This is a genomic window from Streptomyces sp. NRRL F-5630, assembly GCF_000719475.1.
Taxonomy (GTDB): domain Bacteria; phylum Actinomycetota; class Actinomycetes; order Streptomycetales; family Streptomycetaceae; genus Streptomyces.
The window spans coordinates 1-14,903 of sequence record NZ_JOGO01000017.1 but is presented as its reverse complement, the minus strand read 5'-3'; the positions used below and the strand labels follow the sequence as shown (position 1 = coordinate 14,903).

The window sequence follows — 14,903 nt, the reverse complement described above, 5'->3', positions numbered from 1 at the left end:
ACGGCCCGGCGGTCCATACGCCCCGGCCGCCCGCTTGCGCGGGCGTCACCGGAGACGTGTCACCGCGGGGCTGTCACCGCGCCTCCAGGCGCACCGGTTCGCCGGGGGCCGGGTACGGGACGACGGCGACCGTGATGTTGTCGTGGCCGCCGCTGTCGAGCGCGTAGCGCACGAGCGTGCGTGCCGCGTCGAGCGGGCGGCTGCCCGAGTCGGCGGGCAGGAGCGCGGCCATCGCCTCCGCGCTCTCGGCGTAGTTCCACAGGCCGTCCGTGCACACCACGACGGTCCCCGGCGCCTCGGGCCGGAAGGCGGCCGTGTGCGGCTCCAGTTCGTAGGCGTCGGCGCCGAGCCAGCCCGTGATGGCGTGCGCGCGCTCGTCCGCGTACGCCTCCTCCTCGCTCAGCAGCCGGGCGGCGACCATCTGCGCCGCCCACGAGTCGTCCTCGGTGAGGCGGTACGGGGTCGTGGAGCGGTCGGCGGGCACCCAGTAGACGCGACTGTCGCCGACCCAGCCGACGACGAGGAGTTCCTCGGTGACGATCGAGGCGACGAGCGTGCACGCCGGGGCGTTCTGGCCCGGCTCCTCGGGGGGCAGGACCGGTTCGTCGGCGAGCGCGTTGACGGCCTCGGCCGCCCGCTCGATCGCCTCGCGCATCGCCTGCTCGGGACGGGTGCCGCGCGGGAGCGACGCCATGAGCGCGGCCTCGGCGGTCCGCGCGGCGGCGAGCGAGGCGGCGTCGGGGCGCGTCGCCGAGGAGACGCCGTCGCACACGACGGCGACGGCGGCCGTGGCCCCGTCGGGCAGCGCGGTCGCTGCGACCGCGAAGGCGTCCTCGTTGCGGTGGTGGCGCAGCCCCCGGTCGCTCACGGCCGCGAGCGTGCTCAGCTCTCGCTCCATGTGGTCGCGCGGACGAGGCTGCGCGTGCCCGCACCGCTCGCAGTAGCCATCCGCGTCGACCCGCCCCGCGCCGCACCGCGCGCACACCGGGCCGGGTTCGGGCGGCGGCGGGCTCAGCCGCGGATCGGGCGCGGCCTCGGGGCCGGCATCTGGGGCGGGTGGCGCGGGAGCGGGTGGCGCGGCGTGGCTCGGCGCGGGGGCGGGTGGCGCGGCGGCGCCTGGCGCGGGTGACCCCGGCGCGGCTTCCGGCGCGCCTTCCGGACGCGGCGGCAGGGGGGCGTCGGCGGACCGCGCCGGTACGGGCACCCCGGCGCCCGGCGGCGTGGGCGGTACGGGGGGCGCGGCCGCCAGGGCGTAGTCGCCGTCCGGGGGTTCGGGGTGCTCGGCAGGGTGGTCGTGCACGTGCCGGGGGCCGCCGCTCGCCCGTACCTCCGGGACCCGGGCCTCCTCGGGAACCCGCACGCCCTCGGGCAGCGTCGGCTCCTCCGGGCGCGCGGAGGCGTCCGAGACCGTCGCGGGGAGGTCCGAGGCGCGCAGGACGGGCGCGGGGCGGCCCGTGCCGTCCGTCTCGCGGGCCTGCGGCCAGTCGGTGGCGGGGGCCGGCGGGGCCGCGGGGGGCCCGGGCACCGCCGAGAGGTCGTAGCCGCAGCCCCCGCAGTACAGATCACTCGCGTCGAGTGGTTCCGCGCACCGGGGACAAGCCGCCAGCTGATGCGTCCGCGCCATCAATCACACCCACGTCCGGGGGCGGAGTCGGTTGGCCCGCTCCACCAGTTCGATCCGTTCCCCGCCGTCACCGGCGAGCCTGGCCAAGGTCCGGAAGGCGCGTTCCAGGCCGAACCGGAGCCCGCGCTCGTCGAGCGGGCAGCCCAGCAGACCACCCTCCTGCGGCCCTGCGCCGTGGCGACCCGAGAGTACCCAGTCCAGCGCCGCGCCCAGTACCTCGGCCGCGAGTCCCTGCGCCCGCACCGCGTCGACCGCGTCGCCCAGTTCACCGAGCCGCGCCGCCGCCGCGCGCAGGTCGGCGAGGGGCGTCTGCCCGGGGGCCCGCCCCCGCAACCGTGCGCGGGTCGCCGCGATCCCGGCGGCGGCGTGGTGCACCGAGGACTCGGGCACCGTCTCCAGGGCCCGTACCGAGGACGCGCGTTCACCCGCCGCGAAGAGCACCCGCGCCAGGCCGAAGGCGGCGCTCACATAGCCCGGGTCGGTCTGCCACACGAGCCGGTAGTACTCCACGGCGTTGTCGAGCTGGCCGAGCGCCTCGGCGCACAGGGCGAGCGCCAGCTTCGGCGCGGCCTCACCGGGGAAGGCGTCGTAGACCGCGTCGAAGGAGAGGGCGGCCCGGTCCAGTTCGCCCGTCACGAGCGAGGCGAGACCCCGGTACCAGACGACCCGCCAGTCCTCGGGGAACGCGCGCTCCAGGTCGTCGAGCGAGCGCCCCGCCGCGTCCGGCTGCCCCATCTCCAGACGCGCCCGGACTTCGCGCAGCCGCACCTCGGGCGAGTCGGCCGGGGCGTCGCGCAGGGCGCTGATCAACTCGCCGTGCACCGCCGTGTGCAGACCGGCGAGGAAGCCCGCGCTCGGGTCGCTCGCGTCCACGCGCGGCACCGGTAGCGCGAGCGCAGCCTCGGGGAGCCGCAGCGGGCGGAGCGCGGTGGCGGGGGAGACGGGGGGTGCGGCGGGAGGCGCGGGGAGCGGGGCGGTGCCGGGCGACGAAGGGAGGCCGGGCCGCGCGGGCGGGGCGGCTTGTGCGGGCAGGGTGGCTTGCGCGGGCAGGCCCGGCGGGGGGCCGAAACCGGCGGGCGCGGGGCCGGTCGTGGCGCGCGGTGCCGCGCCCGCCGCCTGTCCCGCCGGGGTGGTGCGCGCCCGGCGCCGACCCCACCCCTTCCCGCCCGCGCCGCTCCCGCCCCCCGTGTCCCGCACGCCGAGCGCCGAGACCGCGCCGCCCGCCGGGAGGAACAACTCCGTGTCGGGGACGCGCAGTTCCGGGCCGAAGTGGGTCGAGAGCGCGGGGTGCGGACGGCCTGTGCGGCGCGCCACGATCTCCCGCAGCACCCCGGTGAGCTGCTCCGCCATCTCCTCCGCCGAGGCGAAGCGGCGGGCCGGGTCCGGGTCCGTGGCGCGGACGAGGAGCCGGTAGAAGGACTCGAACTCCTGGAAGACCGGGACCTCGGCGGGGTCGGGCAGGCTGTCCGCGTAGACCGTCGTGTAGCCCTGGAAGTCGAAGGTGAGCACCGCCAGCGTGCGCGCCACCGTGTACAGGTCGGAGGCGACCGAGGGGCCGAGCTCGGCGACCTCGGGCGCCTGGTAGCCGACCGTCCCGTAGATCGCCGACTCCTCGTCGTCGGCGCGGCGCACCGCGCCCATGTCGATGAGCTTGAGCCGGTCCTCGGTCTGGATCGCGTTGTCCACCTTGAAATCGCAGTACAGCAGCGAGCGGCTGTGCAGGTGGCCGAGCGCGTCGAGCGCCTCGATGCCGAAGGCGCACGCCTGCTCGACCGGCAGCGGGTCGCGGCGGCCGTCGGCGGTGCGGCGGGCGTTGGCGATCTCCTTGAGCGACTTGCCGCCCACGTACTCCATGACGATGTAGCCGTCGAGCGACCCCGTGCGCGGGTCGAGGTGCTCGACGAAGTTGTAGATGCGCACGATGGTGGCGTGCTCGATCTCGGCGAGGAAGCGCCGCTCCGAGATCGCCGCCTCCATCGCGTCCTGGTCGCCCGTGTCGAGCAGGCCCTTGAGCACGACCCAGCGGTCCGAGACAGCGCGGTCGATCGCGAGGTAGACCCAGCCGAGCCCGCCGTGCGCGAGGCAGCCGACCACCTCGTACTGACCGTGCACCACGGTCCCCGGCCCCAGCTTGGGCACGAAGGAGTACGGGTGCCCGCACTTCGTGCAGAAGCCCTCCGTGCGTCCCGGGCGCTCCCCGCGCGCACGCCCCACCGGGGCGCCGCAGTCGGCGCGCGAGCAGAACCGCTTGCGCTCGGGCACCTCGGCGCGCTCCAGGACCGCCGCGCGCGGGTCGTGCCGGGGCACGGTGGGCACGCTCACGAGCCCGGCGCCGAGCCGCCCGCGCGCCGATCCCGAGGACGCGGAGCCCGTGCTGCGCGCGCTCACCTGCCGCGCCGTACTGCTCCCGGAGAGCCGCCCGGAGACCGAGCGCCGCGAGGAGCGCGAGGAGTTGGAGGCCCGCGTGGAGGGCGCGGAGCCGTACGAGACGGGCCCGCCCGAGCCGTAGGAGGCGACCGCGCCGGAACCGTACGCGGCACCCGCGCCGTACGCCGCACCGGAGCCGTAGCCGGTTCCCGACCCGGAGCCGTACGAGGCCCCCGAGCCCGCACCCGTCCCGCGCGACCCCGGCGGGCCCGCGCCGTGGGTGGCGGCCGTGCCGCCCGAGGCGCCCCGCCCGCCGCTCACCGTCACGCCGGTCGGGGGAGAGCCGAGCGCTCCGTCGGGGGCGACCACGGGGGCGAGCCCGCACGTGTCGCAGTACAGCTCTCCGCCGCCCACGTCCTCGTACCGGCCCTCGCAGCCCGGCCGCTGGCACGCCTGCTCGTTCATCCGCTTCCCCCGTTCCGCCCCGACGGGACGATGTCCGTACGTCCGCTCGCCCGGCTCACCCCTGCTCACCGGCCAGCGTCTGCGCCACCGCCCGCTGGTACCGCAGCACCGCCTGCTCGGCCGCCCGCAGATCGCAGGGCGCGCTCCACAACATGCGGCGGGCCGCGTCGTAGCGCTCCATGAGGAGAGTGTCCTCGGCGAGACCGTGCCTCGCGACCTTCGCGCGGTACGCGTCGAGCCGCCCGCGCAGCTCCGCGCGGATCGCGAGCGGCGCCGCGACCGCCGACAACTGCTCGCGTGCTCGCAGGAGTTCGTCCCCGGCCCGCGCTTCGAGCGAGTCGAGCAGCGGGCTGAGCCGCGACCAGTGCCCGCGCCTGCGGTACTCGGCGGCGCGCGACAGCTCCTCCTGGAGCGCGACGGGCGGGCCGCTCACCGCCGGGACCTCCGAGGCCGCTATCTTCGCGAGCACCTCACCACGGGCCGCGCGCGCCTCGGCGAGCGTGCGGTCCGCGCGCGAGAGCAGGTCGCTCAGCTCCCGCAGCCGCGCCTCCGCGTCCTGGCGCACCGCCAGTACGGCCTCGATCTCGCGGCGCACCTCGTCGAGAGCCCGCGCCTCGCGGTCGTAGCGCCGTGTGTCGGGACGGCCCGCGCCGGGGGCCGCGGCGCCCGCCTGCGGCTGCCAGAACTCCAGCGGATCGCTGACCACTTGTTCCCGCAGCGCCCCGAGCACGCGCGCGATGCGCTCCAGGTCGTCCCCCGCCGGGTGCTCGCCGGGGCGCACGCCCACCGAGTGCGCGAGCGTGCGCGTGCGGTTCAGCTCGGCCGAGAGCAGGTCGATGCGGGCGGGCAGCGCCGACCACACCGCGTCGGCCGCTATCACGACGCCGAGGGAGTCCGCGTACAGCTCGTTCATCCGCTCCACCAGCTCCTCCAGGGAGCAGCGGTGGCTGAGCCGGGGCGCCTCGCCCGCCAAGCCGGCGGCGGGCCCGTTCCCCGCCGCCCCGGCGGCCCCCGATACGGCGAGCGAGCGGCCCTCCAGCAGGTCGGTCAGCTCGGCGAGGTCCTCACTGCTGGGGTTGCGGCGCCTCGCGCGCACCGCGCGGGCCTTGGAGAGTGCCTGCGAGTACGTGTCGAAGCAGGCCCACAGGAGCGAGATCGCCGCCTCCGTGGCCGCCCAGCGCTCACGCGTCACGCCGGTCAGCTCCGCGCCTTCGAGGAGCCGCCGCCCCGCGTGGTCCTGGAGCGCGAGCAGCGAGGTCTCGACGGCCTCCCGCTCGGCGCCGCGCCGCGCGAGCGCGCGATCGACCGCCTCGCGGTCCATCACCGGGCCCGGCTCCCGCTCCCCCGCACCAGCGGACATCGCTCGCGCGCCGCCCATCGCACTCCTTTCCGCCCGGTCCCAGCCGGAGCCACATCCCAGAACGCGCCTCCCGGCCCCCGCCCGGTCCGCACACCCGCCACAGCGATCACACCTGCACCCTGCCCCTGAGACCCCCGACTCCATGCGCGTCCCTCCTCACGGCGTCCCGAGGCTGATCCTGACGTCCGCCTTCGGCGGCCCGGCCTTGCCACCGGCGCCGAACCACTTCGCGTACGTGGCCCGCCACTGGTCCTTGCGGAAGTGCTCCAGGACCTTGTTGACGCGGGCGACCAGCTCCGGCGAGTCCTGGTTCATCGCGATGCCGTAGTACTCCCAGGCGGGGCTGTCCCGGTCCGCCGGGTCGTTCTCGTCGGGGCCGCCCCGCATCTCCAGGCCGGGGTCCTGCGCCAACTGCCCTTCACCGAGCGCCCCGTCGGTGACGAGTGCGTCGACCTCGCCGAGCTGCAACCGGACGAGGCAGTCGAGCTGGTTCGGCACCGTGACCAGCTCGGCCCTGTCCTCGAACCCCTCCGTGAGGACGCTCTCGGCCGTCGAACCGTCGGCGCTGCACAGCCGCTTGCCCGCGAGGGAGTCGTCGAAGCCGCGGACGGAGGAGCCGCGCGGGACGATGATCCGCTGGGTGGTGCGGAAATACGGCGTGGAGAAGCTGACGTCCTTGAGGCGCCGGCACGTGATCGTCATGGTGCGCACCACCATGTCCACCTCGTGGTCCGCCACGGCCCGGACCCGCCGGTTGGTGGGGATGGCGCGCAGGACCAGCGCGTCCGGGTCGCCGAGCAGCTCCTTCGCCACGGCGTGCGCGAGGTCGACGTCGAAGCCCTCGATGTCGTTGTTGCCGTCCCGCTGCGGATTGCGGAAGCCCCAGCGGTAGCTGTTCTGGTCCACGCCCACGACGAGCTTGCCCCGGGGGAGCCCCGGATGCTTCTGGCGGCTCTTGATCTCCTCGACGGTCGCGCCGTCGTCCTTGTTCGAGGCACTCCGGTCGTACGTGTACGGGCAGGAGCCGTCCGCGCTGCGGTACCCGGCCGCTCCGGCGGGCGCGGAGCCCGCCGTGGTCCCGCCGCGTGGGGGACCGGCCGTGGCCCCGTCGCCTGCCGAGGACCGCGCCCCGTCGCGCGCCTCCGGCAGGCAGAGCGCCCCGATCGCCGCGAGGGCGCACAGAGCCGCCATGGTCGCGATCCCGCCCCAGCCCCGCGGCCGGACCCCTCGCCGCGCGCCCCGGGGCGGGACCTGCCGCTCCGTCGTCTCCCCGGCCCCGTCCGCGGCGGGCGGCCGTCGCTCCTCGTTCCGCACGTCGTTCCTCCTCCCGCTCCGCAGCGGTCCGCGCCGGGCTCCGCCGGCCCCTTCGCCCGCCCTCATCGGTACTCCGAAAGACGCCTGCCGACACCGAGCAGGGCGCCGAGCGCGCCGAGCACGGAGAGGACGCCCGCGGCGAGCGTGATCCCGGTGAAGGCGTCCACCCCCGTGCGCGCGGCCGTCCTGAAGTCGCGCTCCTCGGTCGCGATCCCCTCGGCCAGCGCGTCGTCCATGCCCTGGAAGAGCCGCGAGGCCGGCTTCGGGACGTCCGGGTCGCCGCCGAGCACCATCCCGAGCGCCTTGGCGTAGTCGCCGCTGTCGTCCGCCTTCCTCGCCGAGGTGTGCAGGGTGCGCCAGGCGCGCGCGGCCTCGCGGGCCCGGGCGACCGCCGAGCGTCCCGCCGGGCTGTCCGCGCGCCGCGCGGCCTCGGCGAGGAGGTTCTGCCGGGGCTTCTCACCGCTCGCGTCGCGCGTGCCGTCGAGGAGCCCGGCCTCCTCCTGGTACGTGTATTCGTAGGCGTCGATCTCCACCTGCTCGTCGCCCCGCTGGATCTTCCTGACCTTCGCGCCCCGGTTGACGAGAGTCAGGTTCTCGCCCGCGCGGGCCTTGAGGGCGGCGATGCGGGCCTCGTTGAGGACCGTGAGGGAGGCGACGCCGCTCGACCGCGAGGTCATGAGGTGCTGCCGGGCCACGGTGTGGCCGGTGACCATCCAGGCGAGCAGGACGAGCGCCGCCGTGCCCGCGGCCACGAGCCCCGTGTTGAACACCCGGTTCGTCCGCCGGTAGTCGCGGTACTGGGCGCCGCCGAGGGCGGCGAGGGCGAGCACGCCGAGGCCGATCGCGAGCCAGGGGTACGGGGTCGCGGTGTCGTAGTCGCGGGCGAGGCGGTCGTTCTCCGCCTGCCAGAGCCGCTCCGCCTCCGGGAGCATCGTCTTCTGCATGAGGTCGCTCGCGTGCCGCAGCCAGGCGCCGCCGAGCGGGACGAGCTGGCGGTTGTACGTCTGCGCGTTCTGTATCTGCGCGGTGTAGACCGGGAGTTGCGAGTTGAGCCGGGCGAGGGACGCCGAGGAGGAGGCGCTCAGGCCGCGTCGGCCCGCCGCCACGGCGAGCATCTCGGAGGCGCGCTCGATGTCGGCGTCGTAGCTCTTCCTGACGTCCGCCGGTACCTGTCCGTGCCCCGAGAGGAAACCGGTGGACGCGGTCGTGTCCGCGTCGGCGAGGCTCCGGTAGAGCGTGGCGGCCTCGGTGGTGAGCGGCTGGCTCCCCGTCAGCACGTGGTCGGCCGCCGCCGCCCGCGAGGAGGTCTGCCAGGCGCTCACCGCGCCGAAGGCGAGGAGCAGCAGGGCGAGTCCCGCGCCGATGAGGCGCAGCCGTCCCGGTGCGGTGGCGGCGCCGCGGCGCACCCGGTCGAAGCCCTCGGCGAGCGCCGTCCGGCGGGGTGGCACGGGGACGGGCGGGGCGCCGGGGACCACGGGGGCCGGAGCGACCGGCCCGCCCTGGGATGGCACCGGGACATACCCCTCCGCCTCGACGGCGCTCACCGCGCCCGGGCGGCCCGGCGGCGCCGCGCCGCCCTTTCGCCGTTGTGCCACGTCGACCTCCCCCGTCGGTCCTGTCGGTTGCCGGGCGCCAGTATGTCCCCCGGCGGCCCCGGGAAACACGGCGTTCCCCCCATCGCGTACCGCCCGCCCCGGCGTTCACGGGCGAACCCGTGGAAAACGACCGGCGCATGCGCCCCCGCGCTCCGGGGTCACCGGGACCCCGTACGGTGGCGCCGCTCCGTACAACCGTGCGTGCCACTCGCTCTCCCATACGAACGGAGCCGCGCGCCCGGTTCCCCGCCGCTCCCGCGTCACCCGAACAAGTGAACGGCCGCCCCGCGCGAACGGGACGGCCGTGACAGGAGGGGGAGTTGATGGCCGCTCAGGCCCCGGCGGCCGAGGTGGCGGCCGAGGACGCCGCCGCCTTCGGCCCCCGCGCGTAGTGCGCGCGGACCGTGCGGTGCGCGTCGGTCGGCGCCGCGAGGTGGTCGAGACCGAGGAGGGCCGCGCCGAGCACGGGAGGCTCCTGGACCACGCGCGCCACCGCGCGCGGCGCGCGCGCGGCGAGCAGTTCCTCGATGCGCCCGTTGAGCTGCGGGTGGCGCGCGGCGAGGATGCCGCCCCCGAGCAGGACGGGGACCTCCTCGTCGAGCAGCCCGAGCTTGCCGAGCGAGACGGTCGCCATGACGACGACCTCCTCCGCCATGCGCTCCACGATCGCCGAGGCGATCGCGTCACCGGCGGCGGCCGTCGAGAAGAGCACCGGGTTCAGCTCGTGGCGCCGCCCGTAGGCGAGCCGCCCGCGGTGGAACGCCTCGATGAGCGCGTACATCGAGTCGAGCCCGAAGTACGCGGGCAGCTCCCGCGCCAGCGCGGTCGGTTCGCCGCGCCCGTCCTCGGCGCGCGCGGCGAACCACAGCGCCTCCTCGGCGAGGCCCCCGCCACCGCCCCAGTCCCCGGATATCTTCCCGATCGCGGGGAAGCGGGCGGTCCGGCCGTCGGGGTGCATCCCGGCGCAGTTGACGCCCGCACCGCACACCACGGCGACCCCGCGCGGATCGGCGTCCTCCAGGAGCCCCGCCCGCAGCACCGCGAAGGTGTCGTTGTACACGCTCGTGCTCGCGCTCCAGCCGCGCTCCTCTATCGCGGCGGCCAGTTCGGCCTCCTCGACCGGCAGATCGGCGTTGGCCAGGCACGCGGAGGTGTGCCGCGCCCCGCCGGTGACGGGCAGGCCCGCCTCGGCGAAGGCGCGCGCGACGATCTCGTGGAGGATGCCGATCGCCGGTTCCACCCCGATCACGGGCGGCTGGAACCCGCCGCCGCGCGCCGCCCCGAGGACGGACCCGTCCTCGGCGACCACGGTGACGTCGGTCTTGCTGTTGCCCGCGTCGATCGCCAGGACGGCGGCCCGATGCGCGCCGGATGTGCTCAGGCCCACGCCAGGTGCTCCCTGTTGTGCGCGATCAGCTCGTCCGTGAGCTTCTCCGCGTACTCGATCTGGCCGACCAGCGGGTGCGCGAGGAGCGCCTTGAAGACGGCGTCGCGGCTGCCGTGCAGCGCCGCTTCGAGTGCCAGGTTCTCGTACGCGGTGGTGTGCGCGATGAGCCCGGCGTACTGCGGGTCGAGCGCGGGCACGGGCAGCGGGGTCGCGCCGGTCGCGTCGATGCTCGCCTGCACCTCGATGACGGCGTCGTCGGGGAGGAAGGGCAACGTGCCCTTGTTGAAGGTGTTGACGACCTGGTACGGCGAGCCGCCCGTCGCCATGCCGTCCGCCGAGCGGCCCAGCAGGCCGGCGGCGAGATCGACGGCGGCCTCGGAGTAGTAGGCCCCGCCGCGCTTGGCGAGCAGTTCGGGCTTCACGTCGAGTTTCGGGTCCCCGTACATCTCCAAGAGCCGCTTCTCCATCGCGGCGACCTCGGAGGCGCGCGTCGGCTTGGTGCGCTGCTCCCGCACGACGGCGTCGTGCTGGTAGTAGTACCGCAGGTAGTACGAGGGGACGACGCCGAGGCGCGTGACGACCTCGCGCGGCATGTGCAGGTCCCCGGCGATCGCGTCGAGGTGCTCGGTGAGCAGTTTCGGCAGCACGTCCTCGCCCTCGGGGCCGCCGAGCCGGGCACCCAGCTCCCACGTGAGGTGGTTGAGGCCGACGTGGTCGAGGTGGACCTCGGAGGGGGCGACGTCGAGCAAGCGGGCGAACTTGCGCTGGAATCCGATCGCCACGTTGCACAGGCCGACCGCCTTGTGCCCGGCGGTGAGCAGGGCGCGCGTGACGATGCCGACCGGGTTGGTGAAGTCGATGATCCACGCGTTCGGGTTGGCGCGGCGCACGCGCTCGGCGATGTCGAGCACGACGGGCACGGTGCGCAGGGCCTTGGCGAGGCCGCCCGCGCCGGTGGTCTCCTGGCCGACGCAGCCGCAGTCGAGGGGCCACGTCTCGTCCTGGTCGCGGGCCGCCTGGCCGCCGACGCGGAGCTGGATCAGCACGGCGTCCGCGCCCTCGACCCCCGCGTCCAGGTCCGAGGTGGTGACGATCCTGCCGGGGTGGCCCTGCTTGGCGAAGATGCGCCGGGCGAGGCCGCCGACCAGCGCGAGCCGGTCGGCGGCCGGGTCGACCAGGACCAGTTCCTCGATGGGCAGGGTGTCGCGCAGGCGGGCGAAGCCGTCGATGAGTTCGGGGGTATAGGTCGATCCGCCGCCGACCACGGTGAGCTTCATTGGTTCTCAGCCCTTTGCTCGGGGTGGGCGTCAGCCCTTGACCCCGGTGAGAGTGACGCCTTCGACGAAGGCTTTCTGTGCGAAGAAGAAGACGATGACGACGGGCGCCATGATCAGCAGCGTGGCCGCCATCGTCATGTTCCAGTTCACGGCGTGTGCGCTCTTGAACGATTCGAGTCCGTAGCTGAGCGTCCAGGCGCCGGGGTTCTGCGCCGCGTAGATCTGCGGGCCGAAGTAGTCGTTCCAGCAGTAGAAGAACTGGAAGAGCGCCACGGCGGCGATCCCGGGCTTGGCCATCGGGACGATGACCTTGACGAGGGTCTTGAACTCGCCGCAGCCGTCCACCCGCGCCGACTCCATGTACTCCTTCGGGATCGTCAGGAGGAACTGGCGGAGCAGGAAGATCGAGTACGCGTCGCCGAAGGCCATCGGGATGATGAGCGGCCACAGCGAGCCGGAGAGGTGGAACTGCTGCGCCCACACGAGGTACATCGGGATCACGATGACCTGCGGGGGCAGCATCATCGTCGAGATCACCATGATCATCGCCGTCTTGCGGCCCCGGAAGCGGAACTTCGCGAGGGCGTAGGCGACCGGCACGGAGGAGCAGACCGTGAAGAGGGTCCCGGCCACCGCGTAGACGATCGAGTTCCTCCACCAGGTCAGGAAGCCGTCGGTGTGGAAGACCTTCGTGTAGTTGTCCCAGTGCCAGGAGCTGGGCCACAGGTCGCCGCTCATCGCCTGGCTGTCGCTCATCACCGAGGTCAGGAAGACGAAGACGAACGGCAGGATGAAGAGCAGGGCCACGGCGATCGCGACCGTGTGCACGGCGATGAAGTGGAGCGCCCTCTTGCGCCTGCCCGCCCGCGGCGCGCGGACCGTCTCCGTGTTCCCGGCGGATGCCTGGACCGGCGCGTTCAAAGTGGTCGAGGTCATGGGTCAGTCCTCCGTCAGCAGGCCGGTGCTCTTGCGCATGAGCAGCAGGGTGACGGCCATGGCGATGGCGAAGAGCACGAGCGAGAGCACGCACGCGGCGCCGGTGTTGAAGTTCTGGAAGCCCATCGAGTAGACGAGCTGGGGGACCGTGATGGTCGAGTGATCCGGGTATCCGGGCTGGATGACCGAACCGGGGCCGATGTTGACGCCGGAGGCGAGCTTCCCGGCCACGAGTGCCTGCGTGTAGTACTGCATCGTCTGCACGACGCCCGTGACCACGGCGAACATCACGATCGGCGTGATCGACGGCCACGTCACGTAGCGGAACTTGCTGAGCGCGTTCGCGCCGTCCAGCTCGGCCGCCTCGTACTGCTCCTTCGGCACGTCGAGCAGCGCCGCCATGAAGATGACCATCAGGTCGCCGATGCCCCACAGCGAGAGCATCACGAGGGACGGCTTCGACCAGTGCGGGTCGTTGAACCACGTCGGCGCGTCGATGCCGAGGTGGCCGAGCAGCTCGTTGACCGGCCCCGTGGACGGGTTGAGCAGGAAGACGAAGGCGACCGTGGCCGCGACGGGCGGGGCGAGGTAGGGCAGGTAGAAAATCGTCCGGAACACGCCGACGCCGGACTTGATCTTCGTGACGAGCAGGCCGATGCCGAGCCCGAAGACCACCCGCAGCGCCACCATGACCACGACGAGCCACAGCGTGTTCCACAGGGAGGGGCCGAAGAGCGGCATCTCCGTGAACACGTACTTCCAGTTCTTCAGCCCCACGAACGTCGGGGACTTGATCTGGTTGTAGTGCATGAACGAGAAGTAGACGGTCGCGATCAGCGGATAAGCGAAGAAGACCGAGAACCCGATGAGCCACGGGGAGAGGAATCCGACCGTGCGCAGTCGCGCGCGGTTCTTCTTGCGGCGCAGGGGCGCGCTGTCACGGGGCCTGCCGTGCGGAGGCGTGCCCTTCCGGAGCGTGCCGGCCTCGGGGCCGTCGCCCGTGCCGTCCTTGGTGCCGGCCCGTCCGGCCGGGAAGGAGAGTGCCATGGTTCGCTGCCTCAGTTCTCGGACTGGAGGTTGTCGGCGTCGATCTGGTGGTCCAGGTCCTCAAGCCCCTTCTTGAGGTTGCGGACCTTGCCCTCCTCGACCGAGTACGAGAAATCCTGGAGGGAGGTGATGTACTGCCCGCCGTTGTTGGAGGGCGGGATCGCCTGACTGTGCGGGTTCTGGGCGATCTTGAGGAACTGCTGGAAGGCGGGATCCGCGTCGAGCTTCGGCGACGTGAGCGCCGCGAAGGTCGAGGGCACGTTGTGGATCGCGTTGGCGAAGGCCACGACCTGCTCGGTGTCCGTGGTCAGGTACTTGACCAGCTCGAAGGCCGCGTTCTGGTGCTTGCTGCTGTGCGCCACGCCCGCGACGGTCCCGGTCAGGTAGCCGCGCCCGTAGGTGTCGGCCTGGTCGTCCGGTACGGGGAGGGGGGCGACGCCCCAGTCGAACGCCGCTTTCGCCTCGTCGAGCATGAGACCGCGCCACTCGCCGTCGAGGTGCATCGCGAGCTTCTGCGTGAGGAAGCCGTTCTGCGCGGACATCTCGTCGCCGAAGGTGCCGCGCAGGCGCTCCAGTTTCCCGTAGCCGCCCTGCGCCTGCGAGATCTCGTCCATCGCCTTGTAGAACGCGTACGTCTTCGGCTCGTCGGCGAGCCGGGCCTTGCCGTCCTCGGTGAAGTACTCGGGGCCCCACTGCGCGAACATCCGGTCGGGACTGTTCTGGTACAGCCGGAAGTTGGGCATGAACCCGGCACGCTTGAGCGTCCCGTCGGCGTTCTTCTCGGTGAGCTTGGCGGCGTCCGCCTTCATCTCCGAGATCGTGCGCGGCGGCCGGGAGATCCCCGCCGCCTTGAAGAGGTCCTTGTTGTAGTACATCCCGTACGCGTCGGCGAGCAGCGGCAGGGCGCACTGGGTGCCCTCGTACTGCGTGTAGTCGAGCAGCGTCTTCGGGAAGACCTTCTTCTTGTCGATCCCGTTCTTCTTCAGGAACGGGTCGAGAGCGACCCACATGCCCGAGGAGCAGTACTGCCCCACGTTGTTCGTCGTGAAGGAGGTCACGACGTCCGGGGCCTTCGAACCCCCCGCGCGCAGCGCCTGGTTGATCGTGGCGTCACTGACATTGCCGGTCGCCCGCACGTGGATGTTCGGGTGCAGCTTCTCGAAGCGGGCGATCGAGTCGTTGATCGCCTTGACCTCGCCGGGGGCCGACCAGCCGTGCCAGAACGAGATCGTGACGGGCTTGGCCGGATCGTCGTCCGCGCTCCCCGTGCTCGGGTTCGCGCAGCCGGTGAGGACGAGCGCGGCGCTCGCGAGCCCGGCGAGCGGGACCACGGCGCGGCGCCGGGCGCTCGCGGCGGTCGTACGGGCGAGGGGGCCTGCGGAGGCCGTCCGTGCGGCCTGCGGCCGGGGGACGGGTATGCGCCAACGCGGCATGGCCGGCTTCCTTCGTGGGAGGGGGAACGGGGGAGAGGCGGGGGGCGTCCGACCGGCCCGGGGGGCGGGGGGGCGGGGCGGTCCGGCGGGTCGTGCGG

At 73.8% G+C, this 14,903-nt stretch carries 10 protein-coding genes; all 10 read right to left on the bottom strand.

What is annotated here, in order from left to right; translation table 11 throughout:
- Nucleotides 1-73: 73 nt before the first annotated feature.
- The 10 genes from IF99_RS0110900 to IF99_RS0110855 all read right to left on the bottom strand — a co-directional run bounded on the left by IF99_RS0110900 (nucleotide 74) and on the right by IF99_RS0110855 (nucleotide 14,703).
- Nucleotides 74-1,624, bottom strand: coding sequence for a PP2C family protein-serine/threonine phosphatase (locus IF99_RS0110900; RefSeq protein WP_037826736.1), 1,551 nt, complete (start codon nucleotides 1,622-1,624; stop codon nucleotides 74-76).
- Nucleotides 1,625-1,627: 3 nt separating this feature from the next.
- Nucleotides 1,628-4,456 carry a serine/threonine-protein kinase gene (locus tag IF99_RS0110895; RefSeq protein ID WP_030996197.1) on the bottom strand — a complete coding sequence of 943 codons (2,829 nt, stop codon included), beginning with the start codon at nucleotides 4,454-4,456 and terminating at the stop codon, nucleotides 1,628-1,630.
- Between the two features lie 55 nt (nucleotides 4,457-4,511).
- Nucleotides 4,512-5,834 carry a hypothetical protein gene (locus IF99_RS0110890; RefSeq protein WP_051703445.1) on the bottom strand — a complete coding sequence of 441 codons (1,323 nt, stop codon included), beginning with the start codon at nucleotides 5,832-5,834 and terminating at the stop codon, nucleotides 4,512-4,514.
- 138 nt (nucleotides 5,835-5,972) lie between these two features.
- On the bottom strand, nucleotides 5,973-7,130 hold the full coding sequence (locus IF99_RS0110885) for a glutamate ABC transporter substrate-binding protein (RefSeq protein WP_030996195.1): 1,158 nt from the start codon (nucleotides 7,128-7,130) through the stop codon (nucleotides 5,973-5,975).
- A gap of 62 nt (nucleotides 7,131-7,192) precedes the next feature.
- The gene (locus IF99_RS0110880; protein WP_030996194.1) at nucleotides 7,193-8,725 is read right to left on the bottom strand and encodes a hypothetical protein; all 1,533 of its coding nucleotides are present in this window, start codon (nucleotides 8,723-8,725) and stop codon (nucleotides 7,193-7,195) included.
- A 331-nt stretch (nucleotides 8,726-9,056) separates the two neighbouring features.
- A complete protein-coding gene (locus IF99_RS0110875; RefSeq protein WP_030996193.1) occupies nucleotides 9,057-10,112 on the bottom strand; it encodes an N-acetylglucosamine kinase in 1,056 nt (351 codons plus the stop codon).
- The gene (locus IF99_RS0110870; RefSeq protein ID WP_030996192.1) at nucleotides 10,103-11,389 is read right to left on the bottom strand and encodes a 6-phospho-beta-glucosidase; all 1,287 of its coding nucleotides are present in this window, start codon (nucleotides 11,387-11,389) and stop codon (nucleotides 10,103-10,105) included. The genes IF99_RS0110875 and IF99_RS0110870 overlap by 10 nt, the downstream gene beginning before the upstream one ends.
- A 30-nt stretch (nucleotides 11,390-11,419) precedes the next feature.
- Nucleotides 11,420-12,325, bottom strand: a complete 906-nt coding sequence (locus tag IF99_RS0110865) for a carbohydrate ABC transporter permease (protein ID WP_030996191.1) — start codon at nucleotides 12,323-12,325, stop codon at nucleotides 11,420-11,422.
- 3 nt (nucleotides 12,326-12,328) lie between these two features.
- A complete protein-coding gene (locus IF99_RS0110860) occupies nucleotides 12,329-13,372 on the bottom strand; it encodes a carbohydrate ABC transporter permease (RefSeq protein WP_030996190.1) in 1,044 nt (347 codons plus the stop codon).
- Between the two features lie 11 nt (nucleotides 13,373-13,383).
- Nucleotides 13,384-14,703: an ABC transporter substrate-binding protein gene (locus IF99_RS0110855; protein WP_030996189.1), complete on the bottom strand. Its 1,320-nt coding sequence runs from the start codon at nucleotides 14,701-14,703 to the stop codon at nucleotides 13,384-13,386.
- Between the last annotated feature and the right edge of the window lie 200 nt (nucleotides 14,704-14,903).